This is a genomic window from Hymenobacter coalescens, assembly GCF_054783195.1.
On sequence record NZ_BAAGRA010000021.1, the window covers coordinates 92,791 to 118,422 of the forward strand.

General features: G+C 62.7%; 22 protein-coding genes. 11 read left to right on the plus strand and 11 right to left on the minus strand.

Annotated elements, in window-relative coordinates:
- The first annotated feature begins 9 nt into the window (after window positions 1–9).
- The gene (locus ACYVKQ_RS19585) at window positions 10–510 is read left to right on the plus strand and encodes a glycine-rich domain-containing protein (RefSeq protein WP_460677049.1); all 501 of its coding nucleotides are present in this window, start codon (window positions 10–12) and stop codon (window positions 508–510) included.
- Window positions 510–1,295 (plus strand): hypothetical protein, encoded by a 786-nt coding sequence (locus ACYVKQ_RS19590; protein ID WP_460677050.1) that lies wholly within the window; start codon window positions 510–512, stop codon window positions 1,293–1,295. The genes ACYVKQ_RS19585 and ACYVKQ_RS19590 overlap by 1 nt, the downstream gene beginning before the upstream one ends.
- Window positions 1,296–1,475: 180 nt before the next feature.
- Here ACYVKQ_RS19590 and ACYVKQ_RS19595 read toward each other — a convergent pair whose 3' ends face one another.
- On the minus strand, window positions 1,476–3,662 hold the full coding sequence (locus tag ACYVKQ_RS19595) for a glutamine synthetase III family protein (protein ID WP_460677051.1): 2,187 nt from the start codon (window positions 3,660–3,662) through the stop codon (window positions 1,476–1,478).
- Between the two features lie 258 nt (window positions 3,663–3,920).
- Here ACYVKQ_RS19595 and ACYVKQ_RS19600 point away from each other — a divergent pair, with 258 nt between their 5' ends.
- The 3 genes from ACYVKQ_RS19600 to ACYVKQ_RS19610 all read left to right on the plus strand — a co-directional run bounded on the left by ACYVKQ_RS19600 (window position 3,921) and on the right by ACYVKQ_RS19610 (window position 6,837).
- Window positions 3,921–5,783 (plus strand): LTA synthase family protein, encoded by a 1,863-nt coding sequence (locus tag ACYVKQ_RS19600; protein WP_460677052.1) that lies wholly within the window; start codon window positions 3,921–3,923, stop codon window positions 5,781–5,783.
- 36 nt (window positions 5,784–5,819) lie between these two features.
- The gene (locus ACYVKQ_RS19605; protein ID WP_460677053.1) at window positions 5,820–6,191 is read left to right on the plus strand and encodes a hypothetical protein; all 372 of its coding nucleotides are present in this window, start codon (window positions 5,820–5,822) and stop codon (window positions 6,189–6,191) included.
- Window positions 6,192–6,363: 172 nt separating this feature from the next.
- Complete coding sequence (locus ACYVKQ_RS19610; RefSeq protein ID WP_460677054.1) at window positions 6,364–6,837, plus strand: hypothetical protein; 474 nt, start codon at window positions 6,364–6,366, stop codon at window positions 6,835–6,837.
- An 88-nt stretch (window positions 6,838–6,925) separates the two neighbouring features.
- Here ACYVKQ_RS19610 and ACYVKQ_RS19615 read toward each other — a convergent pair whose 3' ends face one another.
- Window positions 6,926–8,074 carry a hypothetical protein gene (locus ACYVKQ_RS19615; protein ID WP_460677055.1) on the minus strand — a complete coding sequence of 383 codons (1,149 nt, stop codon included), beginning with the start codon at window positions 8,072–8,074 and terminating at the stop codon, window positions 6,926–6,928.
- Window positions 8,075–8,332: 258 nt separating this feature from the next.
- Window positions 8,333–8,551, minus strand: a complete 219-nt coding sequence (locus ACYVKQ_RS19620) for a hypothetical protein (RefSeq protein WP_460677056.1) — start codon at window positions 8,549–8,551, stop codon at window positions 8,333–8,335.
- A 352-nt stretch (window positions 8,552–8,903) separates the two neighbouring features.
- On the opposite strand from ACYVKQ_RS19620, the gene mtaB reads away from it, so the two are divergent.
- Window positions 8,904–10,253 carry a tRNA (N(6)-L-threonylcarbamoyladenosine(37)-C(2))-methylthiotransferase MtaB gene (gene mtaB / locus ACYVKQ_RS19625; RefSeq protein WP_460677057.1) on the plus strand — a complete coding sequence of 450 codons (1,350 nt, stop codon included), beginning with the start codon at window positions 8,904–8,906 and terminating at the stop codon, window positions 10,251–10,253.
- Between the two features lie 85 nt (window positions 10,254–10,338).
- On the opposite strand, the gene ACYVKQ_RS19630 is transcribed toward mtaB, so the two are convergent.
- From ACYVKQ_RS19630 to ACYVKQ_RS19640, 3 genes are all read right to left on the minus strand, one after another.
- Window positions 10,339–10,926, minus strand: coding sequence for a hypothetical protein (locus ACYVKQ_RS19630; RefSeq protein ID WP_460677058.1), 588 nt, complete (start codon window positions 10,924–10,926; stop codon window positions 10,339–10,341).
- Window positions 10,927–10,974: 48 nt separating this feature from the next.
- Window positions 10,975–11,712 (minus strand): hypothetical protein, encoded by a 738-nt coding sequence (locus ACYVKQ_RS19635; RefSeq protein WP_460677059.1) that lies wholly within the window; start codon window positions 11,710–11,712, stop codon window positions 10,975–10,977.
- Window positions 11,713–11,830: 118 nt separating this feature from the next.
- A complete protein-coding gene (locus ACYVKQ_RS19640; protein ID WP_460677060.1) occupies window positions 11,831–13,081 on the minus strand; it encodes an ABC transporter permease in 1,251 nt (416 codons plus the stop codon).
- Between the two features lie 259 nt (window positions 13,082–13,340).
- On the opposite strand from ACYVKQ_RS19640, the gene ACYVKQ_RS19645 reads away from it, so the two are divergent.
- The gene (locus tag ACYVKQ_RS19645) at window positions 13,341–14,615 is read left to right on the plus strand and encodes an asparagine synthetase B (RefSeq protein WP_460677130.1); all 1,275 of its coding nucleotides are present in this window, start codon (window positions 13,341–13,343) and stop codon (window positions 14,613–14,615) included.
- A 184-nt stretch (window positions 14,616–14,799) separates the two neighbouring features.
- Entirely contained in the window at window positions 14,800–16,656 is a 1,857-nt protein-coding gene (locus ACYVKQ_RS19650; RefSeq protein WP_460677061.1) for a glycoside hydrolase family 2 protein, read from the plus strand.
- Window positions 16,657–16,703: 47 nt separating this feature from the next.
- Here ACYVKQ_RS19650 and ACYVKQ_RS19655 read toward each other — a convergent pair whose 3' ends face one another.
- From ACYVKQ_RS19655 to lpxK, 5 genes are all read right to left on the minus strand, one after another.
- Complete coding sequence (locus tag ACYVKQ_RS19655; protein WP_460677062.1) at window positions 16,704–17,165, minus strand: hypothetical protein; 462 nt, start codon at window positions 17,163–17,165, stop codon at window positions 16,704–16,706.
- 110 nt (window positions 17,166–17,275) lie between these two features.
- Window positions 17,276–18,346, minus strand: coding sequence for a hypothetical protein (locus tag ACYVKQ_RS19660; RefSeq protein WP_460677063.1), 1,071 nt, complete (start codon window positions 18,344–18,346; stop codon window positions 17,276–17,278).
- Window positions 18,330–18,971 carry a MiaE family protein gene (locus ACYVKQ_RS19665; protein ID WP_460677064.1) on the minus strand — a complete coding sequence of 214 codons (642 nt, stop codon included), beginning with the start codon at window positions 18,969–18,971 and terminating at the stop codon, window positions 18,330–18,332. The genes ACYVKQ_RS19660 and ACYVKQ_RS19665 overlap by 17 nt, the downstream gene beginning before the upstream one ends.
- Before the next feature lie 109 nt (window positions 18,972–19,080).
- Window positions 19,081–21,021, minus strand: a complete 1,941-nt coding sequence (locus ACYVKQ_RS19670) for a putative porin (RefSeq protein ID WP_460677065.1) — start codon at window positions 21,019–21,021, stop codon at window positions 19,081–19,083.
- Window positions 21,022–21,043: 22 nt separating this feature from the next.
- Window positions 21,044–22,111 (minus strand): tetraacyldisaccharide 4'-kinase, encoded by a 1,068-nt coding sequence (gene lpxK / locus ACYVKQ_RS19675; protein WP_460677066.1) that lies wholly within the window; start codon window positions 22,109–22,111, stop codon window positions 21,044–21,046.
- Window positions 22,112–22,210: 99 nt separating this feature from the next.
- Between lpxK and ACYVKQ_RS19680 the strand changes: the two genes are divergently transcribed.
- The 3 genes from ACYVKQ_RS19680 to ACYVKQ_RS19690 all read left to right on the plus strand — a co-directional run bounded on the left by ACYVKQ_RS19680 (window position 22,211) and on the right by ACYVKQ_RS19690 (window position 25,603).
- Window positions 22,211–22,921 (plus strand): uracil-DNA glycosylase family protein, encoded by a 711-nt coding sequence (locus ACYVKQ_RS19680; protein WP_460677067.1) that lies wholly within the window; start codon window positions 22,211–22,213, stop codon window positions 22,919–22,921.
- Between the two features lie 842 nt (window positions 22,922–23,763).
- Window positions 23,764–24,867, plus strand: a complete 1,104-nt coding sequence (locus ACYVKQ_RS19685) for a Nif3-like dinuclear metal center hexameric protein (RefSeq protein ID WP_460677068.1) — start codon at window positions 23,764–23,766, stop codon at window positions 24,865–24,867.
- On the plus strand, window positions 24,857–25,603 hold the full coding sequence (locus ACYVKQ_RS19690; RefSeq protein ID WP_460677069.1) for a zinc ribbon domain-containing protein: 747 nt from the start codon (window positions 24,857–24,859) through the stop codon (window positions 25,601–25,603). Before ACYVKQ_RS19685 ends, ACYVKQ_RS19690 begins: the two co-directional genes overlap by 11 nt.
- Window positions 25,604–25,632 lie beyond the last annotated feature (29 nt).

The window sequence follows — 25,632 nt, forward strand, 5'->3', positions numbered from 1 at the left end:
CTTCGCCCCATGCGCCCCGACCACCTCGCGCTTTGGCAGAAAATCGAGGCCTTCGAGCTCGACGACCCGCACGCGGCCCTCACGTTTACCGACCGCCTGGCCCGCGAAAACGGCTGGCCGCTGAGCTACAGCTTGCGCGCCGTGCAGGAGTACAAGCGCTTTATGCTGCTGCTGTGCCTGGCCGAGCACCCGCTTACGCCCTCCGACCAGGTTGATCAGGTCTGGCACCTGCACTTGCTCTACACCCGCTCCTACTGGGAAGAATGGTGCCCCCACGTGCTCGGCCGGCCCATGCACCACGGCCCCACCCGCGGCGGCGCCCAGCAGCGGGCGCAGTTTACCGACTGGTACGCCCGTACCAAGGCGCTGTACCATGCCACCTTCGGCCAAACCCCGCCTGCCGACCTCTGGCCCGAGGGCGCCGAGCGGTTCGGCGACATCAACTTCCGGCGTGTCAACCTAGGCCGCTTCTGGCTGCTGCCCAAACTCCGTTTTTTCCGTCGTTTCTGATGCAGCTGGCCCGCTTCTCCCCCGCCGAAGTGCTCCTGCTGCAGCGCACCACCCAGGCGCCCGTGCGCCACATGCTGCGCCTGACCTTCGCCGACCTCATCCTACGCGACGTGCTGCGGCTGGAAAACCGCCCCTTCCAGCCCTTACCCCACAACCTGCCCGCGCCCTGCTACTATGTGCGCCCCGGCGACGCAGCCGCCACCTACCAGTGCCGCCCCCACGAGCAGCCACTGTTACAAGTCTTGCCGAAAGGGCGGCAGATGGTGCTGCTCCAGCACTACGTGGGCATGCTGTTAGAGAGCTTGCCCGAGCCGCACCGCTTCCGCTTGTTGGTGGCCGAGGCCCCAGGATTGCAAGGCCACATCCTGCGCAATGGTTGGTATAAGCTCTTCCAGTCGTTTGCCTTGACTCACGACGGAAGCGTACTGCGCATCACCCTGCGGCAGGAAACCGATGCGCTTATCACCCAGATGGCCGACGGCGTGCCAGCCGCCGCGGCAGTACTGCCGCTGCTGTACGGCAACGCGCTGCTGGTCGGCGTCGAACCGCCTTTGGCGCTACGCCTGTTCGATGAGGAATTTCTGCGGGCCTTGCGGGCCAATCGCGCCGGTAATGACTGGAGCGCAGGCGGTAGCTCTGATTCAGACAGCGGCACCGACTTTGGCGACGGCCACTCCGGCGGTGGCGGTGCCAGCGGCGACTTCGGCGGCGACGGTGGCTGCTCCTCCGGTTGCTCCGGCTGTAGCAGCAGCGGCTGTGGTGGCTGTGGTGGCGGAGGCGACTAAAATTTAAAAGCCCGGCTATCCGTTATGAGACAACCGGGCTTTTGGAGTCGACGGTCCAAAAACCGTCTAAAAATGAAAAAACCCGCCGGCTCCCGCACTTGCTGCGGGGCCAACGGGCTTAGTGGCGAGCCGGTCGAACTGCATTCCCACCCGAATTCGAACCGGCTGCACCCGAGGCTGCTAATGCAAGAAAAGCAGCTCGCGGTATTTTACTAGAGGCCAATCTTCATCGGCCACCAGAAGTTCCAATTTGTCAACCTGCCGACGGATTACGTCGAACAGCGGACGGATATTTTCACCGTAGGCCAGGGCCCGCTCGCGCGTGTCCTCCAGCTTGTTGGCTTTTTTACGTTCGTCAATCATGTCGCCCACCGTGTTTTTGATGGTGGCGATGCGGCGCGAAATTTCCTTGATCGAATCGACGGTCACTTGCGAGTACTCGTCGTCGAGGCCCAGTTCGCGCAAGCCGCGCACGTTTTGCACAAGCTTGTTCTGGTACGCTACCGCGGTCGGAATAATGTGGTTTACGGCCAAATCCCCCATCACGCGGCTCTCGATCTGCACCCGCTTGATGTAATCCTCGAGGAGGATTTCGTGGCGGGCGTGCAGTTCAACGTGCGAATATATGCCCAAACGCTCGAATAATTGCGCGGCCGACTCGGTGACGAAGGCATCGAGGGCCGGCGGCGTGGTCGGCACGTTCGACAGGCCGCGGCTGGCGGCCTCTTCCTTCCACTCGTCGGAGTAGCCGTTGCCCTCGAAGCGGATGGCCTTGGAATCAATCACGTACTGGCGCAGCACGTCGATGATGGCCATTTCCTTTTTGCGGCCGCCCTCGATCAGCGCGTCCACTTCCTGGCGGAAGGTTTCGAGCTGGTCGGCCACGATGGCGTTCAGCACGGTCATCGACGACGAGCAGTTGGCCGACGAACCCACGGCGCGGAACTCGAACTTGTTGCCGGTGAAGGCGAAGGGCGAGGTGCGGTTGCGGTCGGTGTTGTCGAGCAGGATAGGCGGAATCTTGTCGATGCCCAGCTTCAGGTACAGGTTGTCGCCCTTGTCGAGGGGCAGCTTGGCGTTGCGCTCCAGCTCGTCGAGCACTTCCGAGAGCTGCTTGCCTACGAATACCGACATGATGGCCGGCGGGGCTTCGTTGGCGCCGAGGCGGTGGTCGTTCGAGGCCGAGGCGATGGAGGCGCGCAGCAGATCGGCGTGCGTGTGCACGGCCTTCACCGTGTTGATAAAGAAGGTCAGGAACTGCAGGTTCTCCTTGGGCTTGCGGCCGGGGCTGAGCAGGTTCACGCCGGTGTCGGTGCTCATCGCCCAGTTGTTGTGCTTGCCCGAGCCGTTGACGCCCGCGAAGGGCTTCTCGTGCAGCAGCACCTTGAAGTCGTGCTTGTCGGCCACGCGGTCCATGATGTCCATCAGGAGCTGGTTGTGGTCGATGGCCAGGTTGGCGTCCTCGAAGGTGGGGGCGCACTCAAACTGGTGCGGGGCCACTTCGTTGTGGCGGGTGCGCAGCGGAATGCCGAGCTTGTTGGCCTCCTCCTCGAACTCGAGCATGAAGGCGTGCACGCGGGCCGGGATGGAGCCGAAGTAGTGGTCTTCGAGCTGCTGGCCCTTGGCCGGCGCGTGGCCGAACAGGGTGCGGCCGGTCATCACCAGGTCGGGGCGGGCGCCGAACAGGGCGCGGTCCACCAGGAAGTACTCCTGCTCGATGCCCAGCGTGGTGGTCACGCGCTGCACGTCCTTGTCGAAGTACTGGCACACGGGCAGCGCGGCGCGCTCCAGGGCCACCAGCGACTTGAGCAGCGGGGCTTTGTAGTCGAGGGCTTCGCCGGTGTAGGCGACGAAGATGGTCGGGATGCACAGCGTCTTGGCGCCGGCCGTCTCGATGATGAAGGCGGGGGAAGTCGGGTCCCAGGCGGTGTAGCCGCGGGCCTCGAAGGTGTTGCGGATGCCGCCCGACGGGAACGAGGACGCATCCGGCTCCTGCTGCACCAGCGCCGAACCCTTGAAGTTCTCGATCGGCCGGCCGTCGGAGTTCAGGTCAAAAAACGAATCGTGCTTTTCGGCGGTGGCGCCGGTCAGCGGCTGAAACCAGTGGGTGTAGTGCGTGGCCCCCTTGCTCATGGCCCAGGTCTTCATGGCGCCGGCCACGGCGTCGGCCACGGAGCGCTCCACGGGCTGGCCCTGCTTGATAGCGGACTGCAGCTTCTTGAAGTAGTCGCCCGACATGGTGGCGCGCATGGCCTCCAGGCCAAACACGTTGCGACCAAACGACTCCGAACGGCGTTCGGAGGACTCAACCGGCACAGGTTTGCGCTGGTCGACCAGATTCAAAGCACGAAAGCGAAGGGTTGCCACGTAACGGGGAGGGTGAAGTAAGAAAAGCGGGGAAACTGCTTTTGATGGGTCAAAGATAGATTCGAAACTCACTTTTCACAATGACCCCCTCTTTTTTTAGGGGCCTTTTTCCTCTCGCAAACGTTTTCATCGAGCCCACCCCCTGTTTTTGACAACCCCTTCCACACAATTCATCACAGCCACCCTGTTTTTCGATCCTTTGCTTTCGGTCCTACACTACTGCGGCTCCGCTTACCTTTGCGGCTTCGTCCTCCGCCCGTGAGAAACCGCTTTTATTACCAGCCGCGCTATTTCCTGTTCTGGCTGTTGCTGTTCGTCCTCGGGCGCGCGGCCTTTCTGCTTTATCATTGGTCGAATACCGCTGCCCTGGATGGCGGCACCATAGCCCGCACCTTTTTGTACGGCGCCCGGCTCGACGGCTCGGCGGCGGCGTACCTGAGCCTGCCGGCCTTCGTGCTGCTGGCGGTGGGCGGCCTGTTTCCGCGCTGGCGCGGGGCCCGCGCCCTGGCCGTGTACACGGCGGTCATCGGCGCGCTGGTGGCGCTCATGACCACCGTCGACCTGGAGCTGTACCGTGCCTGGGGCTTCCGGCTCGACAGCACGCCGCTGCAGTACCTTAGCACGCCCGCGGAAATGGCGGCCTCGGCCGGCTCGGCCCCTGTGCTGCTGCTGGTGCTGATTTTCGCGGGGCTGCTGGCCCTCGGCACGCTGCTGTACCGCCGCCTGCTCACGCCGCTGCCGCTGGTGCCGGCCACGTTTGCGCGCTGGCGTGCCTGCTTGGCCGGCATCCTATATATAGCGCTGCTGGTGGTGCCGCTGCGCGGCGGAGTGCAGCAGATTCCGGTCAACCAGAGCGACGTGTACTTTTCGGCCTCGTCGCCGTTTGCCAACCACAGCGCCGTGAACGTGCCCTGGAACGTGGTGCAGTCGCTGCGGCTGAGCGAGCAGCGGCTCAACGCCAACGTATACCTGCCCGACAGCACCGCGCGGCGGCTGGTGGCCGAGCTATACCTGCCTGTGCCCGACCCCATGCCGGTACAGCTGCTGCGCACGCCCCGACCCAACGTGCTGTTCATCGTGCTGGAAAGCTTCACGGCCAAGGTCATTCAGCACCTGGACGGCGAAGCGGGCATCACGCCCACGCTCGACAGCCTGGCCCGCACGGGCGTGTCGTTCACCAACTTCTACGCCAGCGGCGACCGGAGCCAAAAGGGCATCGTGGCCCTGCTCAGCGGCTACCCCAACCAGCCTACGACGAGCATCATCAAGTACCCGCGCAAAACCGAGGGGTTGCCGAACCTGGCGCGCAGCCTCGGGCAGCAGGGCTACCAGTCGGCCTTCTACTACGGCGGCGAGCTGGCCTTCGCCAACATGAAAGCCTACCTGCTGGCCGGAGGCTACCAGCGCTTGGTGGAGCGCCAGGACTTCAACCGCCGTGACCAGAACTCCAAGTGGGGCGCCCACGACCACGTGCTGCTGGGCCGCGTGCTGCGCGATTTGCGCCAGCAGCCCGCCCCGTTCTTCGTCACGGCCTTCACCCTGAGCAGCCACGAGCCCTTCGACGTGCCGATGCGCCCACGCTTCCCCGGCGCCGAGGAAGGCATGCAGTTCCGCAACTCCATTGCCTATACCGACCACGTGCTGGGCCAGTTTCTGCGCGCCGCCCGGCAGGAAGCGTGGTGGAACAACACCCTGGTCGTCATTGCCGCCGACCACGGCCACGCCCTGCCCAACGGCTCGGCCATTCAGTCGCCCACCAAGTTTCGGATTCCGCTGCTGCTCACCGGCGGCGCCCTGCGCCCTGAAGCGGCCGGCCGCGCCGTGCGCACCTTCGGCAGCCAGACCGACGTGGCCGCGACCCTGCTCACGCAGCTGGGCCTGCCGAGCCGCGAGTACGCCTGGAGCCGCAACCTGCTGGCCCCGGACCCCGCCGCCGCCCCGGGCGGCTTTGCCTTCTACTGCTACACCGACGGCTTCGGCCTGATGACGCCCGACGGAGAGCTGACCATGGACAACGTCGCCAAGCAGATCATCGGCCGCGACCCGGCCGTGAAGGACCAGCAGGTGCTGCAGGGGCAGGCGTACCAGCAGGAGTCGTTTGCCGATTTTCTGCGGCGGTAGCGCCAGCTAATCGGCCGGTCAAAACCACCCCTTTCCATGCGCCAGCTGCTCTTCGTTTACAATGCCGATTCGGGTCTGGGCCACGCGCTGCTCGATGCGGTGCACAAGCTGGTTTCGCCCGCCACGTACCCCTGCACGCTCTGCGAGCTGACGTACGGCGCCGCCCGCATGCGCCCGCAGTGGAAGCAGTTTCTGCAGACCTTGCCCCTGCCGGCGCGCTTCCTCTACCGCGACCAATTGCCGGCTGCCTACCCGCAGCTAGTAGACCAGCCGCTGCCGGCCGTGTTCGTGGAAGATGAGAACGGCCAGGTGGCACCGCTCGTCACGGCGGCGGAAATGCAGCCGCTGGAGCTGGCGGGGCTGATGACGCTGCTGCGGCAACGGCTGGCAACGAATACGCAAGGCTGAAGCCTTTCTGCCAGTATGGCCTTGATCATACGCGGCCGACGGGCGAATCTATACTTTAGCGTGGCTCACCATACGGGAAGCTAGCTTACAAGGGATTGTAAGCTCATCATGACAGTTTGGTATTACTACAAGTCCAGCTTAGGTAGTTAATCCCAATACATATCTTCCCTGCATGCAAGCCCTCTATCCCCTCCGTTCCCTATCCGCCCTCCTACTGCCACTGCTGCTGCTGAGCAGCTGCGGCGACGATGACGAGAAGAAAGCCGACCCGAAGCCCGCCACCACGCACAGCGTCGTGGTGCGCTACAACGGCCAGAACATTACCGGCCTCGGGGCCCAGGTATCCGCCGGCAGTACCTCGCCCGGCGGCGTCACCACGGCGTACTTCTTCGACGACCTGGCCTCCCGCACCAACGTCAGCGAGCAGAAGCCGCAGGCCTTCATCATCCCGGCCGGCGACGACTTCAGCACCACCGTGTCCTTCACGGCCGTGCGCGGCACCCAGCGCGCCCCGGCCGGGGCCGTACTGCGCGCCGACATCCTGGTCGACGGACAGGTGCGCAAAACCGTCAGCATCGACAACACCACGGCGCCCGGCAACGCCTACGTTACCGCCCGGGCCACCATCCTGGCCAGCGAGTGGTAAGCCAGCCACCAGCGTAGTAAGTAACCGCGCAAAAAAAAGCCCTTCCGACCAGATGGCCGGAAGGGCTTTTTCGTAGAACGGTCTTCCTTTAATACGATGGTAAACCCTTTAATACGTCTGCACTTGCAGTTGCCTTTTGAATCTTGTTGTTTTCATCTACATAGTAGACGACGCCCGGCATATCGACCCCGCGCGGCCCGGTGGAAACCACAACGAAAGCTTTCCACTTGCTAGGCCCACCGAGCAAGCCATCAATGGCCTGATCTGCCTCCTCACGCGTAACAGGATGTCCCTGAGGAGTTGTTGTGGAGAACTTGCCGCTTATGTAGTGATAATTATAGGCGCGACCCAAAAGGGTCATCCCATGCGATTTAAATTCGCGCAAGTGAACAGCGCCAATGGGGGTAACTCTTTCAGGAATGTCTATGTATTGCTTCGTGGCTACATTATATAATTTGGCAGACACGAATCCAAAGTTAAATCTATTCTTGAAATCATATCCAATTATAAACCAATTCCCATATAAATGATCGATATGAGCGACGGAATTTGAATTGAAAGTGCGCTTATGATCTTTATCCAAAATATCCCAAACAGGATAAGATTGCCCATTCGCCATATCACCAAACGGGTGATTTTCCATAGTCGCATTAATATTACGAAACTGCACAACAGCGGTGTTAGCAGGAAACTCGTATTGAACATTAGTGGGGTCTATCACACGATTATAGTCTAGGCTTCCCGCACCGATCCTAGCCTCATAATACATATTTTCAGGCGCAGGTATCTCATCATTGGTAGTTCCGTTGTACAGTCTACCGTTTCCGATGATGTAAACCTTCTGCCCACCCAGCGCTGGCTTCGCTGGCTTAGTAGGAACAGCCCCCCCTTTCGTCGGCCCGTCGCCATTGATATAAACCTTGCCAGCATTAGCTCGAGCATCATCCTCGGCTCTTTTCTTCTTAGCCGCCGCCGCTGCAACGGCTGCTTCCGCCCTACTTTTTTCGTAGCTGGCTTTAGCCTGCTTTTGCCGTGCTTCCTCTTTTGCCGCCCTGGCTTTGTCCTCTTCAGCTATGCAGGCGAAGCACGTATTGCAACCTTCAGCGTTCCTACACCTATTCTTGGCGTATTTGCAAGTTGAATTAGGCTGGTTAGAATTGTGTGTCGCCTTCGCATTCTGCCCGTAGGACAAAACGGAGGTCAATAAAAGAAAAGCGAGTACTGTTATCTGTTTCATTCAAAAAAAAGTGCAAAGGCAAAATTTCGAAACTGCGTTTTGCTCAATTAGACTGAGGTAAATTGAGCAACATAAATTCATTGAGAGAGATGCGTAGGAGCATGAGGCCGAGGCTCAACCCAACCTTAACAATCCACGCATAACCCCAAATGTAAGCATGGGGAGAACATTGGGGCCATACCTACATCCAGGTATTTTCAAGCCAGGAAGTACGTCCAGCGCCTTTCAGGAGCCCACGAGGCTAGGCAGCTGCGGCAATTACGGTTTCTGAGCTTCAACCTTCTTTTCCAGGTAGTCCGCCCTGGCCCGTAAGTGAAACACGGTCAGTTGCTCAGACTGGAGCACACCGTGGTCGGCAAGGGCCGCACGAAGTTCCGCAAAGGCCCGCCGCTGAACCGTCACCACGTTGTCCGGGTGGCCATCGTCAAACACTTCAGGCCGCTGTAGATCCAGCATCCAAGCCTCGATCTTCTGCACAGTTTTCAAGTGCTCAGCCGCACCGGTCAGCGCGTAGTCGCAGAGGGCCAGCAGTTGCTTGCGCTGCTACTGGGCAAAGGCATTTTTTATGCTTTTCCACCTTACTCTTAATTGGCTGCAGGAGGCTATTATTTTGCAACATACTTCTAAGTGCTGGCCCGCTGTAAAGCAGTGACAGCACGCGTAAGCTTTGCATGTTGCTAATTTCCTTATATATGGACTTGTAAGCTTCCCCGTATGGTGAGCCACGCGAAAGTATAGGTTTCTATTCCTTGCCCGCCAACCCGTTCAGGCCAACGCGCTACGTGGCAGCCCACGCTACCCACCGCTTCTACGTATCTTTGCCGTTCCTATGAACACGCGCACCGTTGCCTTTTACACGCTGGGCTGCAAGCTCAACTTCTCCGAAACCTCGGCCCTGGGCCGGCAGTTCGAAGAACGCGGCTTCGCGAAAGTCGCCTTCGAGCAGGGCGCCGACGTCTACGTCATCAACACCTGCTCCGTCACCGACCACGCCGACCGCAAATGCCGGAAGGTGGTGCAGCAGGCCCTCAAGCACAACCCCGAGGCCTACGTGACCATCGTGGGCTGCTACGCGCAGCTCAAGCCGCAGGAAATTGCCGGCATCCCCGGCGTGCACGCCGTGCTTGGCGCCGCCGAGAAATTCCGCCTGGCCGAAATCCTCGACGAAACCGCCTACCGCAAGCCCGAGGCCGGGCAGCCGGGCCAGGTATTTGCCTCCCCGATTTCGGAAGCCACGGAGTTTCACGCGGCGCACTCCTTCGGCGACCGGACGCGCACCTTCCTGAAAGTGCAGGACGGCTGCGACTACTCCTGCTCGTTTTGCACCATCCCGCTGGCCCGCGGCAAAAGCCGCTCGGGCTCGGTGCAGAGCGTGGTGGAGCGCGTGCAGAAGTTGGCCGCTACCGGCGTGAAGGAAATCGTGCTGACGGGCGTCAACCTCGGCGACTTCGGCCTGCAGGGCGAGGACCGGCAGCGCCTGGAGACGTTTACCGATTTGGTAAAAGAACTTGACCAAGTCGAAGGGATTCAGCGTTTTCGTATCAGCAGCTGCGAGCCGAACCTGCTCACCGACGAGATTATCCGCACGGTGGCCGCGTCAGAGCGTTTCATGCCGCACTTCCACATTCCGCTGCAGTCGGGCTCCAACAAAATCCTGGGCCTGATGCGCCGGCGCTACCGCCGCGAGCTGTACCAGGAGCGCGTGGCCCTGATCAAGGAGCTGATGCCGCACGCCAGCATCGGCGTCGACGTCATCGTGGGCTTTCCCGGCGAAACCGAGGCGGATTTCCTCGAAACGTATCAGTTCCTGAACGAGCTGCCGGTTTCCTACCTGCACGTATTTCCCTACTCGGAGCGCGAAAACACCCTGGCCCCTACGCTGCCGGGCCGGGTGCAGGACCGCCTGCGGCACGAGCGCACCACGCAGCTGCGCAGCCTTTCCGAGAAGAAGAAGCGCCACTTTTACGAGCAGCACGTGGGTCAGCAGACCGAAGTGCTGTTCGAAGATGACCTCGCCCCGGACGGCCGCATCGAAGGCTACACACCCAACTACATCCGTGTGGCGGCCAAGTACGATCCGCTGCTGGTGGGTGAACTGAAGAAGCTGCGCCTGACGGCCGTCAACGCCAACGGCTTGATGGAAGCGGAGGAACTGGGCTTCGAGGTGCTGACCCACTAATACCCACCTTGCCTAAAAAGCGCGGGGCCAGCCGGAATTGATTTCCGGCTGGCCCCGCGCTTTTTAGGTCATAAGAATCGGGTGACTAGCGTGCCTGACGCATCAGCTCCACCATTTGCTGCAGCATTTTCTGTTGTTCCAGCAAGTGCTGATTGCGCAGCTCAGCCAGGGCCAACTGATGCTGCAGCTGCTGAGCGTAAAGGGCTACTTCCCAACTAGGCCCGGCGGCTGGTGCTGCTGCGGGGACCGGAGCCGGCTGCTCAGGCGCCACAGCACCGGGCGCGGAAGCTACTGCGGGCACCACCGGCTGCGGCGCAGGCGGCGCTACCACCGCTGCTACCGGCGGCTCGGCCGCAACAAGCGGCGTGTCGGCTACGGCTGCTGGCAGCACCTTCTCCTCTTCTATGGGTTTGGGCATCTTCGGCTCGGGGCCCTGCTCTTGCCCAAATGAAAACATATCACCAGAACCTTGTAACAACCAATCTTTTGATACATTTGGATATACCTCAAACACCTTGCACAAAAGGTCAAAACCCGGTTTATTCCTTTCTTCTACAATGTGCTGGATGACCGTAGCCGTCTTGTCGAGAGAAAGCGCAAAGGCATTCTTTGACATGCCCAACGCCTGAATGAGCTGACTAAAACGCTGCCCTACTGTTTGCTGATTCGCCATTTACCCAAATGATATTTATTCAAATATAAAACAACATTTGCACAACACCTACCTAGCTTCATTAACTAAAGGCTGCAGAATACTGTTTGGCTTTAGCCGAGCGAAAGGGAAACGATAAGTAGCATCGGGTTCGAAAGAGGGCCGCAGGCGGTGGAATCCTGCGTCGTAGAACAGCAGCAAGGCCTTTGGCGTGACGGCAAAATCCTCCAACTGCGGTGGCGTCGCTCCTTCTTCGGTAAGAGTACCAAACCGCACCCGCCCTGCGCGGCTGTCCCAATATAATGTCTCCGTCATATAAGCCAGCGTAGCTGAATCAGCCCCTGCCTTGGTGGCTGTAGCCATGGCCTCACCGAAGCGACGGTTGATAGCCCCGCGCATCCGGGCCGTTAGCTGTGCGGGTGAATCTGCCACCAGATCGGCAAGCTGTAGCTCGTTACCGGTGCGTAGGTCGAAGGTCACGTGCGCCGTAGCCAGCCACGAGTAATTGCCGGTAGATTCCATCACGTACTCCAGGGACAGCAGCCCCTGCTGATTCAGCAGCACGCTGTAACTGGCACCGGTGAGTCCCGAGCCGGCGTTCATCCACCGATTGGTTTCTTCGTCGTAGCAGCAGTCTCGCTCCGCCGCTTTTAGCCGCTGGCGCAGGCTCTGGCCAGATGGGGCTTCCGAGTTCGTCATCAGGTCAGCCACGCGCTGGTTGATCCGCCGGGCCACTGCGGCGTTGGCCAGCTTTACCTGCGCCACCTGAAAGCGTCCGTCGCGGGGCCCTTCGGTAACCGTGTACACGTGGGCTTGCAGGACGGCGGCCGTCTGGGCCCGCGCAGTTACGCCGCACCCCAAAAGCCCGGTCGCCAGGGCCCAATACCTCGCTCGCAGCATCTTTCCCAACCTACCTCAGCGGCTGTTACTCGTAGCGCAGGGACTCGATGGGGTCGAGGCCGGCGGCCTTGCTGGCCGGATAGTAACCCGAGGCCAGCCCCACCGTGATGCAAATGGCCAGTCCGATCATCATCCACAGCCAGGGTACGAGGAAGGTGCCTTCGCCCACGAACAGCGACACGGCATTGCCGGCCGAGACGCCGAGCACGATGCCAAACGCGCCGCCCAGCACGCAGATAACAATTGCCTCGATGAGGAACTGCTGGCGGATCTGCAGGGCCGTGGCCCCGAGCGCCTTGCGTACCCCTATCTCGCGGGTCCGCTCCGTCACCGACACCATCATGATGTTCATGAGCGCAATGCTGGCCCCGAGCAGCGTGATGAAGCCGACCACGAAGCCGCCCAGGCGCAGACTGCCCGACATGTTTTCGAGCTTGCCGGCCAGCGAGTCGCTGCTTTCCATCTCAAAGCTGTCTTCCTGCCCGAGCCGGTCGTGGCGCACGGCGCGCATCAGCCCCCGGGCCTGGTCCATGGCGAAGGGCAGGTTTTCGGGCTGCATGACGGCCGTTTTGATGTCGTAGGTCAGGGCCTGCTTGCGCGGCATCTGGTTGCCAGTGGCGAGCGGCAGCAGCACGAGGCGGTCGGCCCCGCCCCCGCCGCCCATGCCCGAGCCGCTGCGCTCCAGCGTGCCCACCACCAGGAAGCGCCGCCCCAGCAGGTACACGTACTTCCCCACGGCCATAGCATCCGAATTGCTGCCGAACAGCTTTTCGCGCACCTCGGCGCCGATGATGGCCACGCTGGAGCCGTTGTCCAGCTCCAGCTGCGAGAAGCTGCGCCCGGCTGAGAGGTTGTAGCTCTGGTTCAGCAGGTAGTTCTCGTCGCCGGCCACCACGTTGGTATTGGGGTTGGTTTCCTTGCTGCCCGCCTTCACCTTCACGGCACCCGCAATAAAGGCGGAGACGCCCACGCGGCCTTCGTCGCCGAGCTGCTGCTTGTACTGGGTGGCCTGCAGGTAGCTGATGGCCGGGTAGGTTTTGCCGCGCACGCCGCCGCGGCGGAAGCGGTTGTTGTAGCCTTTGGCTTCGATATCGAAGGAATTGGCCCCGAGGCTGGCAAAGGTGGCGTTGAGCGAGTATTTCATCGCGTCGATGGCCGTGAGAATGCCCACCAGCGACATGATGCCGATGCTGACGATCAGCGCAGTGAGAACGGTGCGCAGCAGGTTACTTTGAATGGAACGGAACGCTTCGCGAATGTTTTCCAATAAATGCATACCCACCTAGACGAAAAAGTCTACAAATCCAGCTAGCGGCTTCCGGGCGGTTGTGCCTGGAATCAGCCCGCCGAAAGGTAGCCGGTTTCGGCCGAACCTGTAGGGCTTTCGCTACATTTGTTTGTGGGGCTGGGCGCTGCGCAGCGCTTCTGCGGCCGTACGCATTCGGTCCGGTGCCCGGCACGGAACGCGGCCCCCGCCGGCGCCGTTCTGATGCAACGAAGCGCCACCGCTTCTCTTCCTTTGCCTCGTGACGACTATGATAGGAAAACGTTTGCTGACCTGCGGGCTGCTGCTGCTCGCCTCGCTGCTGCCGGGGGCAGCCCGCGCCAGCGAGATTCTCATTCCCATGGACGAGGCCCAGAAGGAACACCTGAAGGCCTACGGGGCGGCGTACTGGCTGCTCACCAAGAACGTGGAGGTGGACTGGCTGCTGAACTACCGCGGCGGGGCCTTCGCCTTTCCGGCCGTGCAGGGCGCCGAGCAGGAGCTGGCCATCCGCGGCGTGAGCTACCAGGTCGTCAGCGACGCGCAGTACGCGGGCATCCTCGGGCAGATTGCCGACCCGAATGCCAACATGGACGTGATGAAGCTGGAAAAGGCGCCCAAAATCGCGGTGTACACGCCCAAAGGCAAGCAGCCCTGGGACGACGCCGTGACCCTGGTTCTCACCTACGCCGACATCCCCTACACCGAGATTTACGACGACGAAGTGCTCGACGGCAAGCTCACCAAGTACGACTGGCTGCATCTGCACCACGAGGACTTCACGGGCCAGTACGGCAAGTTTTTCGCCTCGTACCGCAACCGCCCCTGGTACCAGCAGCAGCAGCGCGACTCCGAAGCGGCGGCGCGCCGCCACGGCTTCGCGAAGGTGGCGCAGATGAAGGCCTCGGTGGTGACCAAGATGCAGGAGTTCGTGGCCGGCGGCGGCTTCCTGTTCGCCATGTGCTCGGCCACCGATACCTACGACATTGCCCTGGCCGGCCTGGGGCTGGACATGGTGGAGAGCATGTACGACGGCGACCCGGCCGACCCGCAGGCCCAGCAGAAGCTCAACTACAACCGCACGCTGGCCTTCAAGGACTTCCAGATCGTGCGCGACCCGTACCAGTACGAGTACTCCAACATCGATATGCAGCCCTACGAGCGGGGCGTGGGCGAAGACAACGACTACTTCCAGCTGTTTACCTTCTCGGCCAAGTACGACCCGGTGCCCACCATGCTTACCCAGGACCACGAGAAAACGGTGAAGGGTTTCATGGGCCAGACCACCGCCTTTCGCAAGAGCCTGATCAAATCGGACGTGCTGGTGCTGGGCGAAAACAAGGCCTCCGGCGAGGTGCGCTACATGCACGGCGAGCTGGGCAAGGGCACCTGGACGTTCTTCGGCGGCCACGACCCCGAAGACTACCAGCACCTGGTGGAGGAAGAGCCCACCGACCTGAGCTTGCACCCCAATTCTCCGGGCTACCGCCTGATTTTGAACAACATTCTGTTTCCGGCGGCAAAGAAGAAGAAGCAAAAAACCTGATCCGCAAACTTCGCTTTCCCCCAAACCGGTCCTGCCAGGACCGGTTTTTTTATGTGCCGTTGCGAGGCGCCAGGAGCCTTGGCTGCGCCACGTGCAACCACCGGCAATCCAGTTGTAAGCTTGACGGTAGGCATCCGTTTGCGGCAGCCATCCGTTTGTAAGGTCTGCACTCATTTCCACCTGCATGGACACCGAGCACGTGAACTACGGCCTCTCGATCAGCGAAGAGGAAAAACAACCCCTGGAGGAGCTGCCCAACCCCCTGCCCCGGGCGGTGCTCCGCCTCAACAACATCATGCTGCTCGACGGCGAGTGGCGCTTTTCACTCGACGCCCACGACGTGGGCCTGCGCGAATGCTGGTACCTCGGGCGCGACTACGAGCACCGGGCCACCTGGCCGGGTTCGGTGGAAATGCACCTGGCTGAAGCCCATGGGCAAAGCGACGCGGCCCGCTGGCAAGACCAGGTGGTGGCCTGGTACGAGCGGGAATTTACCCTGCCGCCGCACGACGAGCCGGCCGGCCGCTCCATGTACCAGCTCACCTTCGGGGCCTGCGGCTACGAGACGCGCGTGTGGCTCAACGGCCGCCAGCTGCGCACCGTGGAGGGCGAAGACGTGCACTACGGCGAATACACTTCCTTTTCGTTCGAGCTGCACGAAGACAACCTGCGCCCGATCAACCGCCTCACCGTGCGCATCGCCGATACCATGGACGCCGAAACGCCCCGTGGCAAGCAGGAGTCGCACGTGTACAAGCGCGGCGGCATCTGGTACCAGACCTACACCGGGGCGGTGCGCTCGGTGTGGCTGGAGCTGGTGGAGCGCAACCGCCTCCGCTCCCGCGTGGGCGTGGTGAGCCTGGTGGAAGACCATCTGGTGCGCTTTAACCTGACCACTCGCATCCACGACCCGGGTCAGTATACGCTCCGCCTGCAGGTGTTCGACCGGCAGAACGGGCACCCAAACGGCCACGGCGCACTGCCGCTGGCCACGTCCGATTTTCCGTTGCGCCTCGAAGCCGGGCAGAAACAACAGCGGGTGGTGCTCGAAGTGCCCAGCGCGAAGCTCTGGTCGCCCGAAGCCCCAAACCTGTACCGCCTCGTGGCCCAGCTCATTGATCAGGACGGTTACGCGGCCCAGATCGAGGCGCGCTTCGGGCTGCGCAAAATTGAGGCCCGGGGGCGCTACGTGTACCTGAACAACGAGTGCGTGTACCTCGACGGCATCCTCTACCAGCCCGGCACGGCCACGTTCGAGGAAATCAAGCGGCACTTCCACGCCATGAAGGAACTGGGCTGCAACCTCGTGCGCGTGCACATTGCCGGCGTCGACCCGCGCATCTACCAGCTGGCTGATGAGCTCGGCCTGATGCTGTGGGTGGAAGTGCCCAGCCCGCACTCCTCCACCCCGCGCAGCCGCCAGAACCACCGCGCCGAGCTGCTGCGCATGCTGGCCCTGATGGAAACGCACCCGTCCATTGTCATCTGGAGCCTGTACAACGAGGATTGGGGCGCCCAGGACATTGCTACCAACCCGGCCACGCGCCGCTACATCATCGACACCTACCACTACATGCACATCGAGCACCCGCAGTTTCTGGTGGTCGACAACGACGGGTGGCAGCACGTGTCGTGGGAAGGGCGCCTGAAGTCGGATCTGCTCACGGCGCACCTGTACACGCCGGAGCTGGGCCACTGGCGCGAGCTGCTCGACCGCCTCAGCGGGGGGCAGCTGGAAGGCGTTGCCGCGTTTCCATTGGTGGTGGGTGACCCGTTCTTTTTCCGCCACCAGGTACCGCTGCTCGTCAGTGAGTGGGGTGGTTTCGGCTTTCCCGACTACGGGGGGCCACAGGACGCGGCAGCCCGTACGGAGAGCATCCGGCAGTTCAAGCAGGAGTTGCGCCAGCGCCCCATTGCCGGCGACGTCTACACCCAAGCCACCAACATCGAGGACGAGCGCAACGGCCTGATCGACCCGCATACCGGGGCCCTGTCCGTGCCGGCGGGTCTGCTCAACTCGCGCCGACAGCCCTTGTGTTGAGAAGTGAGCCGCGCCCGCTTGGCTGAAGCGGGCGCGGCCGCGCCGCCTTAGCGGGTGAGCCGTACGATCTGCCGGGCCGGCTCGGGCAGGTCAGCCGTCTTTTCCGGGTCAACGTCCATGGTCAGCTGCACCACTACGGGCTGCCCTTTGGCCGTGCCGTAGAAAATCAGCTGGTAGGCCATGCCCGTTTCAGTAGCATAGCTCAAGTGGTACCCCTGCGCGGGCTGATCCAGGATAAAACCGTCCATGGGCCGCTGCTCCAAGCCCTTGTGCTTTTTCTTTTCCTGCTTGAGCACTTCTTCCACCACGGGCTTGAGCTGCCCGAAGTTAAGGTACATCCAGGAAAGCTGGTATTTATCGCAACGCAGGTCGTAGCCCGACTCCGGCGTGCAGCCGGACGGCACCGGAACATCAACCCCGCAGAAATTCATGGGCGGCTGGGCCGCCGGCGCCTGCGCAACGGCCCAGCCGGGAATCAGCAACAAGGCCAGTAAAACGATTTTGTTCATGCGGCGCTATAGGCTAAAGTCGGGCCAATATACCGCTTAACCGGCCGGCAGAACAGGCAATGGTGGGCCGCAAACGATTCCAAGGCTGAAATTTTTCCCCGCGGGCCGCGCTAGCGTTTCATGCGCAGCGTGGCGGCTGCCCTTCGAAACCCGGCCGTGGGGTCCGGGGGGCCGCCTGGCCGGCTGGTCGTCCGTTGGCCCGCCGGCTTCGGGGCCGTTGGCTTGGGGGCGGCGTCGAAGCTCACACCGTGAAAAAGCAGCGTAGCCTCCTCGTCGGTTCTGACCACCTGGTAGAACGCGTTGCGCCGGCCCCGCAGCGTGCCGCTGCCCTCCACCTCGTAGGTGTAGGGGCTGCCTGTTAGTTGCCGTTCCCGGCTTTGCAGCGTGGCGCCGGGCGTGGTCCAGGCCCGGGCCAGGCGTAGCAACCGCAGGCGGGCGTCGTCCGGGGCGGCGGGGGGCAGCACCTGCACGCTGAAGCGCGTGGCGAAAGAATCGGCAGATGCGGCCGCCGTCTTGGGCCCGAAGAGGTACAGCTTTTCGGCGGGGCGCACCTCCAGCAGTTGGAAGGGCGTGCCCGTCAGGCTGATGACGAAGGGCGCCAGTTCCAGCGGCGGCACCGTGCCGCGCGCGTCGTACCAGCCCGTGAGCAGCATCTGCCGCAGCTCAGCTTCGGCCGCAGCGTCGTCGTCCTGGTAGAGGCCGAATACGAGCTCGACGCCGGCAGAATCGCCGAAGGCCAGCAGCATCAGGTCCTTGCCGGGCTCCAGGCTCTCGCCCCGCCCGAACACGGCCGGGTAGCCGTTGAACGTCAGCTCGCGCTGCTCCGCCACGCGCGCGCCCCGCTCGGCCAGGTATTGCTGCACAATCATGCTGCTGATTTTCAGGAAGTTGACCCCCGGCACGCGGGTTACTTCCAGCAGCGCGCCGCTGGGTTTGGCCAAACCGTAGAGCGACTCCTCGGGCACGAAACCAGCGGCCGGACGGACGTAGAACGTGGAGCCCGGTACCCGCTGGTGGCGGGCCGAAAGCGCCGTGCGGACGGAATCGGGCACGGCGGCCGTGGCCGCTTCCTGGGCCGTTGCGCCGGTCGGCGCCAGGCCTACCAGCAGCCCGACCAGCACCGCCCAGAGGCCCCACCACCGGCGCTGGGCGCCCGGCGTCGGCTTAGTGCATCCGGTCATCGCGCACCGGCAGGCTGGTCACTATCTCGCCTTCAATCTTCAGCAGCTCCTGCAGGCGCACGTCTACTTCCTGCGGGTCGCAATATTCCTTGGCCAGGTCCACGTAGGCCACAAAATGCCCGGCTTCGGATACCATCAGCTCGTAGTAGAACTTGCTCAGCTCGGCGTCGGGAATGTGCTTCCAGAGCAGCTTGAACCGCTCGCAGGAGCGTGCCTCGATGAGGGCCGACACCAGCAGCTGGTCCATGAGCTGCCGCTCCCGGGCCCCGCCGCGACGTACGTGCTTGAGCAATTCCACCACGTACTCGTCGCGGCGCGGGCGCCCCAGCGGCAGGCCACGCTTGCGCAGCTCCTGCAGCACCCGCTCGAAGTGGCTCCACTCCTCGGCCACCAGCTCCGTGAGCTCATCCACCAGGCGCGTTTTCTCGGGGTAGCTCACGATGAGCGAGATGCCGGTGGAAGCCGCTTTTTGCTCGCAGTAGGCGTGGTCGACGAGGATGTCGCCGATGTTCTTGCTGGCAATATCCACCCAACGCGGGTCGGTGTTGAGCTTGAGCTTGAGGATGGTTTTTTCGCGCTGCCGGGCCTCATCGGCCGAGGGCGGCGCGGCGTTATGATCGGTCATGGTGTCATAATTGTCGAATGGTTGAATGGCTAAATGGCTGGCCGTTCTCATCTAAAGCACTGCTTTCAGCGACGCGGCTAAATATCCAGCCATTTAACCATTTAGCCGTTTAGTCGAAGAAATTCCATTTCAGGCCCAGCTGGAAGCTGCGCGGGTTGCCGGTGTAAAAGGGCGAGGCAAAGTACCCGTCGCGGTAGATGCCCTGGTTGATATAGGCCATCTTCAGAAACACCGACACGGTTTTGATATCGGCCGTCAGGAACACGTCGGCCACAGGGTAGCTGCGGGAGGTGAAGCGGTCCTGCACGAAAAACTGCTGGGTGCTCGGCGAGTAGTCGTAGGGCGTGAAGCGCGACTGCACGTAGGTTTCGACCCCGATCTGGGTGAACAGCGCCTTTTTGAAGAGGAAACCCTCCACGTACACCCGCGAGTTGCCGACAATGCCGGGAATGCGCAGGCCTTCCCCGTCGCCGCCCCGCGTGAGAATGACCTCGTTGTCGAGGCGCAGGATGCCGTAGCGCAGCTCGTGGCGCAGCGTGCCGATGACCAGCTGCTTGCTGCCGCTGAGCTGCCGGGGCACAAAATCCTGGCGGACCAGCAGCGTATCGGTGCGGACGCCGTCGTAGTACACCAAGTTGCTGATATTCACAAAGCTCACGGAGGCCCGCACCCGCTGCTGCAGCTTGGTCGTGGACCGGCCCAAGCGCTGGTCGAGGCTCACCGTGAGCTGGTTCACGTTGGTATTGTCGAAGTCGCGGCGCCAGGCGTAATGGTTGCCCACGAAGCGCTGCTGGGTGAGCGTGGGCGCGTACGAGGAGTTCAGCAGCTCGCCCGTGAGCGGGCCGAAGCGCAGCCGCCCGCGCAGCCAGAACTCATCCACGAGCTTGTACTCGCCGGCCACCTCCACCCCGAAGACCTTGCGCCAGCGAAAAGCCGCGTTGCCGCCCAGGAATACTTGGTTGGCTAAATCGTCGGGGAAGGCTTCTACTAACTGTTCGGTGGGCCGGGCGCGCAGGGTGCGCGTGGTCAGCTTGGGGTTGCGGTAGCGGCCGTACACGCGGTATTCCAGCCACTCGGTGCGCCCGAGCAGCCCCACGGTGTTTTCCAGCTGGCGGTAGGTGGCGCGGTCATCGGTGCGGGCGGAATCCAGGCGGAAGCGCGGGTAGAACACGGGCGCACCGGTTTCGAGTTGCAGCGCGTCATCGGTGTAGCGGTTGTACTGCCGGCTCCAGTCGAGCACGTGGAAGGCCGTCAGGCCCCGGCCCACCAAGCGGTAGGTATGCGCGAGGTGGAACCGGTCGCGATGGTCCTTGTTCTGGGCCTGGCTGAGCCACACCCGTTCGCCCCGGTAGTCGTACAGCTTGGTCAGCGTGTCGCCGTCGGAGGGACTGGGCCGGATGCCGCCCTGCTCTACCGCCCGGTGCCGGGCAAAGTAGTAATTGGTCAGGATGTGGTACCGGTCGTCTTTGGTCTGGTAGCGCGCAAAAAACAGCACCCCGGAATGCACCACCTGCTGATCGGCCCGCTGGTTGCTGGAGGCCAACTGCTTGTTGGTGGCCAGCCGCTCGTAGGCAATGCCCACGTTTATGGCCTTCTTGACGCTGCGGCTGTAGGAGCCCTCGAACAACTGCTCGCCCAGCCCGCCCTGCACAAACCGGAAGAACGTGTACGGCGAGCGGGTGTCATAATAAGCAATATCGGCCGGGTCGCGGAAGTACCGGTCAAAGGCGTTGCGGCCCAGGCGGGCGCCGAGCTGGGTATTGGTCGTCCAAAGCAGGCGGCGCGAGGCCAGCCCCACGTTGCCCAGACTTTGGTGGAAAGTGCTGTCGTAGTACCAGTTGCGGGTGCTGTGCATGCCCGTCAGCGTGGTGTCCAGCGGCGTCCCCTCGGGCACGTTGCGCAGTACCGCCGACTCGCGCACGACCAGCGTGGTGTTGGGGCCGTACAGCACCTTGGTGGAGTCATCGACCACCTGTGCCCGGCTCAAAGCGGGCAGCAAGAGGCAAGCGGGCAGCCCCAGCAGCGGCAGCAGCGAGCGGCGGGGCCGCAAGCACGGGGATAAAGCAAAAGCGTCAGGCAACGGCACGGGGCGTAAGCAAGGGCGTGAGCAGGGCCTGCAGGCGCGCAGCGCCGTCGGCCAGGAAAGCAACCCGGATGGGAACGTAAAACAACGGCAAATCGGCCGCGCTGGTGTGCAGCGCCGGGTCGCGCAGGCGGGCCGCGTCTTTTTCGGTGGTGACGAGGGCCGCGCCGGCGGGCCGGGCGGCACGCACAGCCTGCAGCTCGGCCGGCGTGAAAGCGTGGTGGTCGGCGAAGCGGTGGTGGGCCACGACGGCAAAGCCCTGCCGGCGCAGTTCCGCTAGCAACGGCTCGGGCTGGGCAATGCCCGTGAGCACCACCACCGGCTGCCCGGGCACCGGGAACGGGTGATGCTGGTCTTCAAAAACCGGCTCGGGGGCGCCGTAGGTGTAGCCTGAAAACAGCACCGGCACCCCGGCGCGGGCGTAGCGGCGCACCTGGGCCGCCGCCGCCTGCTGCGCCGCCTCGGGCCAGTCGGGCGGGCATTTGGTCACGATGACGGCATCGGCCCGCCGCGCGCCGCGCCGGCTTTCGCGCAGGCGCCCGGCGGGCAGCACGTGGTCGAGCCAAAACGGGCGGGCCTGCTCCGTGAGCAAAATGTTGAGCGTGGGGCGCACCCGGCGGTGCTGGTAGGCGTCGTCGAGCACCACGGCCGTGACGTCGGGCGCCAGTCGGGCCAATTCGGCCAAACCGTGGCGACGGTCTTCATCGACCACCACCGGCACCTGCCCGCCGAAGCCGTGGAAGTGCTGCCAGGGCTCGTCGCCGATGGTAGCGGCTGTATCGGCGGCGGCGGCCAGCCGGAAGCCGCGGGTGCGGCGGCCGTAGCCGCGGCTCAGGATGGCCGGCAGCTGCCCGCGGTCGAGCAGCTGCTGCACCACCCAGGCCACGTGCGGCGTTTTGCCGGTGCCGCCCACGCGCAGGTTGCCCACGTTGATCAGGGGCACTTCGGCGCCGCTGCTTTCCCAGGCACCGCTGTCGTAGAGCCAGTTGCGCACGGCCGCGACGCCGGCGTACAGCCAGCTCAGGGGCAGAAGCAACAAGGTCAGCAAACGGGCCATGGGCAAAAGGAGCAGCCGCGTCAGGGCGGCGGGCGGCAAAAATACGCGAATTGGCGGCGGTCCAGCCGCTTTGCCCGCCGCTGCGTATGGATTTTGCCGATGAACAGCCCTGCTACCTTCGCCGACCGCCTGCTGGCTTTCCTCACGGAGTTCCCCGCAGCCCCGCCCCTGCCCGGCGGCGCGGCCGCCCTGAACCCCTACCAGACGCCGCCCGCCCGCGACATGCTCGCGCGGTTTGCTCAGCGCTACTACACTGACAATGAACCCCGCGTGGCCCTGCTCGGCATCAACCCTGGCCGCTTCGGGGCGGGCAGCACCGGCGTGGCCTTCACCGACCCGGCTGCCCTGGCCACGCACTGCGGCATAGCCAACGCGCTGCCGCGCCGGGCCGAGCTGTCGAGCCAGTTCGTGTACCAGCTCATCGGCGCGCTGGGCGGGCCGGCGGCGTTCTACCAGCACTTTTACCTTGGTTCGCTCTACCCGCTGGTGCTGCTGCGCGAGGGCCGCAACTACAACTACTACGACGCGCCGGCTCTGACGCGGGCTCTGTGGCCCGACCTGCAAACCTCCCTGCACGAGCAAGTAGCCCTGGGCCTGCGCCGCGACGTGGCCGTGAGCCTGGGCCGCCGCAACGGGGAATATTTCACGCGGCTCAACGACGAGCTGGGCCTGTTCGAGCGGGTGTTGGTTTTCGACCACCCGCGGTTCATTATGCAGTACAAGCGGCGGGAAGTGCCGGATTTTGTGGCGAAGTATGCGCGGCAACTGAGGAAGCTGGTGAGTTCCTCTACTTTTGAGTGGCCCACTTAATGGGGACGGCTACAATTCAAGCCTTTCATGCTTTCCAGTAGTGTGGACAGTAAGACTTTTGTTACCAATACTCACTCACCCCTTAACGGGAGAATATATCGGTGTACACGCTGGTATTCGAATTGGCGTTCGAATAGCGGCGCTCTGTGGTCCTCTGTAGGTGTAACTCGTGCTCAGTAAGTTTAACGATGGAGTATTGCCAAGTGCCGCTAGGTAGGTTTAAGCGTATGGTGTTAACGTTACGGGTGTAAGTGTAAGGTGGCCCAGATACGGGGGTGCCATCAGGTGCGTAATCCTTCCACGTGTTTTTGGTCAATTCAGCGTAGCCACGGTTTGACCAATCCTGCGTAGACTGGCCAAGAATTTGGTTATCCCAGTTATGGAGAGTTTCAGTTTGCTTGACGTATGCCCAACGGCCTTCCAAAGCAGGTTTGGGATCAGACTCAGGGTCCTTCTTGCAAGCGCATAGGCTCAGTACCAGAGCAATCGCGTAGTGGTGCTTCATATGTTCGGGGATGAGTCAGTAAGAGTTTGTGTACCGAGCTTTGCTCTTCTTCTATTGGGTTTGCTAATGTCTTGCTCTGAAATTCATAAGCAGGCGAATAGCGTAGGGAGCCCGTTTATTGCCCAGTCTGTTTAGTCTGTAGCCTTCCCCATCAGGTAGGCCACTCGAAAGTAGAGGAAAACAGCTTTTTTTTCCATCCCATATCGTCACAAAGTCGTTTCACGACGTTGGCAGCAGGCTGCCCCAACGATAGGAATCCGCTCCTCAGTTGCTCCAGCCCAATCCTGCCGCACGGTTGCTCCCCGCAAGAAGCGGCGACGTACGCTACTTTTGAATCATGTCCGTTACCGTCCAAGACCTCACCCGCACGCTCGAAGCCTGGGCGCCCCTGCCCTACCAGGAAAGCTACGACAACGCTGGCCTGCAGTGCGGCGAGCCGACGATGCTCGTCAAGGGCGTGCTCATCGCCCTGGACTGCACGCCCGCCATCATCGACGAGGCCGTGCGCCGCGGCTGCAACGTGGTGGTGGTGCACCACCCGGTCATCTTCGTGCCGCTGAAGCGCCTGACGGGCAGCTCCGAGGTGGAACGCACCATCATGCGCGCCCTGCGCCTCGACGTGGCCGTGTACGCGGCCCACACTAACCTCGACAACGTGCGCCACGGCGTAAGCCGCCACCTGGTCGAAAAGCTGGGCCTCACCCGGCTGCGCATCCTCGACCCCAAACCGGGCCTGCTGGCCAAGCTCATCACCTACGTGCCGCCCGCCCACACCGAAACCGTGCTGCAGGCCATGTACGCGGCCGGCGCCGGCCAGATCGGCGACTACCACGACTGCAGCTTTCGCCTCAACGGCACCGGCACTTTCACGCCCGGCCCCGGCACCAACCCGTTTGACGGGCAGCCCGGCGTGCCGCAGACCGCCCCCGAGCAGCGGGTGGAAGTGCTCTTGCCGCTGCACCTGCAGCACCAGGCGCTGCGTGCCCTGCGGCAGGCGCATCCCTACGAGGAAGTGGCCTACGAGCTGATCCGGCTGGAAAACCAGCACCAAGATGTGGGCTCGGGCATGATCGGGGAGCTGGCCGAGCCGCTGCCGGCCAAGGATTTTTTGCGCCGGCTGCGCGAGCGGCTCGGGGTGCCCGTGGTCAAGCACACGGAGTTTCATGCCGTGATTCGCCGGGTGGCCGTGTGCGGCGGGGCAGGCTCCTTCCTGACGCGCAAAGCGGTGGCCGCCGGCGCCGACGCCTACGTGACCGGCGACATCAAGTACCACGAGTTCTTCGCGCCCGAAGGCCGCCTGCTGCTCTGCGACGTGGGCCACTACGAAAGCGAGCAATACACCGGGGAGCTGTTCCGGGAATTGCTTATGGAGAAATTTGCGCGTACTTTTGCGGTCTTGTTAGCCGAGACCCCCACGAACCCTGTTCGCTATGATTTCTAACTCCGCTTCGGACATCACCGTAGCCAGTAAGCTGGAAGCCCTTCTCAACCTGCAGCGCATCGATTCGCAGCTCGACGAAATTCGGCGCGTGCGCGGCGACTTGCCGGAAGAAGTGCGCGACCTGGAAGACGAAATTGCCGGCTACGAAGTCCGCGTGGCGAAATTCGACGAAGAAGTTGCGGCCCTCAACGAGCAGATCAAGCAGCGCAAGCAGGCCGCCAAGGATGCCGAAGCCCTGATCCGCCGCTACGAAGACCAGCAGCAGAACGTCCGCAACAACCGCGAGTACGAAGCCATCGGCAAGGAAATGGAGCTGCAAAAGCTCGAAATCCAGATTTCCGAGAAGAAAATTCGCGAGGCCCAGTACCAGATCGACCAGAAAAACCAGGAAATCAGCGGCACCAAGCTGCGCCTGGAGGAGCGCCGCAAGGACCTCACCAACAAGCAGTCGGAACTGCAGGTTATCGTGGGCGAAAGCGAAGCCGACGAGCAGAAGCTGATGACCGAGCGCGACTCGGCGGCCCAGCCCGTGGAAGACCGCCTGCTGTCGGCCTACACCCGCATCCGCGGCAACGCCCGCAACGGCCTGGCCGTGGTGATGGTGAAGCGCGACGCCTGCGGCGGCTGCTTCAATACGGTGCCCCCCCAGCGCCAGGCCGACATCATTGCTCACAAGAAAATCATCGTGTGTGAGCACTGCGGCCGCATCCTGGCCGACGTGGAAGCGCGCGCGTAAGCTTTCGTAGCTCGTTTTTCGTTGTGTGT

Bases quoted from the DNA above. Each gene is read 5' to 3' on its own strand.
- ACYVKQ_RS19585 (WP_460677049.1), top strand. From the start codon at position 10: ATGCGCCCCGACCACCTCGCGCTTTGGCAGAAAATCGAGGCCTTCGAG.
- ACYVKQ_RS19590 (WP_460677050.1), top strand. From the start codon at position 510: ATGCAGCTGGCCCGCTTCTCCCCCGCCGAAGTGCTCCTGCTGCAGCGC.
- ACYVKQ_RS19605 (WP_460677053.1), top strand. From the start codon at position 5,820: ATGCGCCAGCTGCTCTTCGTTTACAATGCCGATTCGGGTCTGGGCCAC.
- ACYVKQ_RS19610 (WP_460677054.1), top strand. From the start codon at position 6,364: ATGCAAGCCCTCTATCCCCTCCGTTCCCTATCCGCCCTCCTACTGCCA.
- ACYVKQ_RS19615 (WP_460677055.1), bottom strand. From the start codon at position 8,074: ATGAAACAGATAACAGTACTCGCTTTTCTTTTATTGACCTCCGTTTTG.
- mtaB (WP_460677057.1), top strand. From the start codon at position 8,904: ATGAACACGCGCACCGTTGCCTTTTACACGCTGGGCTGCAAGCTCAAC.
- ACYVKQ_RS19630 (WP_460677058.1), bottom strand. From the start codon at position 10,926: ATGGCGAATCAGCAAACAGTAGGGCAGCGTTTTAGTCAGCTCATTCAG.
- ACYVKQ_RS19640 (WP_460677060.1), bottom strand. From the start codon at position 13,081: ATGCATTTATTGGAAAACATTCGCGAAGCGTTCCGTTCCATTCAAAGT.
- ACYVKQ_RS19645 (WP_460677130.1), top strand. From the start codon at position 13,341: ATGATAGGAAAACGTTTGCTGACCTGCGGGCTGCTGCTGCTCGCCTCG.
- ACYVKQ_RS19650 (WP_460677061.1), top strand. From the start codon at position 14,800: ATGGACACCGAGCACGTGAACTACGGCCTCTCGATCAGCGAAGAGGAA.
- ACYVKQ_RS19655 (WP_460677062.1), bottom strand. From the start codon at position 17,165: ATGAACAAAATCGTTTTACTGGCCTTGTTGCTGATTCCCGGCTGGGCC.
- ACYVKQ_RS19660 (WP_460677063.1), bottom strand. From the start codon at position 18,346: ATGACCGGATGCACTAAGCCGACGCCGGGCGCCCAGCGCCGGTGGTGG.
- ACYVKQ_RS19665 (WP_460677064.1), bottom strand. From the start codon at position 18,971: ATGACCGATCATAACGCCGCGCCGCCCTCGGCCGATGAGGCCCGGCAG.
- lpxK (WP_460677066.1), bottom strand. From the start codon at position 22,111: ATGGCCCGTTTGCTGACCTTGTTGCTTCTGCCCCTGAGCTGGCTGTAC.
- ACYVKQ_RS19680 (WP_460677067.1), top strand. From the start codon at position 22,211: ATGAACAGCCCTGCTACCTTCGCCGACCGCCTGCTGGCTTTCCTCACG.
- ACYVKQ_RS19685 (WP_460677068.1), top strand. From the start codon at position 23,764: ATGTCCGTTACCGTCCAAGACCTCACCCGCACGCTCGAAGCCTGGGCG.
- ACYVKQ_RS19690 (WP_460677069.1), top strand. From the start codon at position 24,857: ATGATTTCTAACTCCGCTTCGGACATCACCGTAGCCAGTAAGCTGGAA.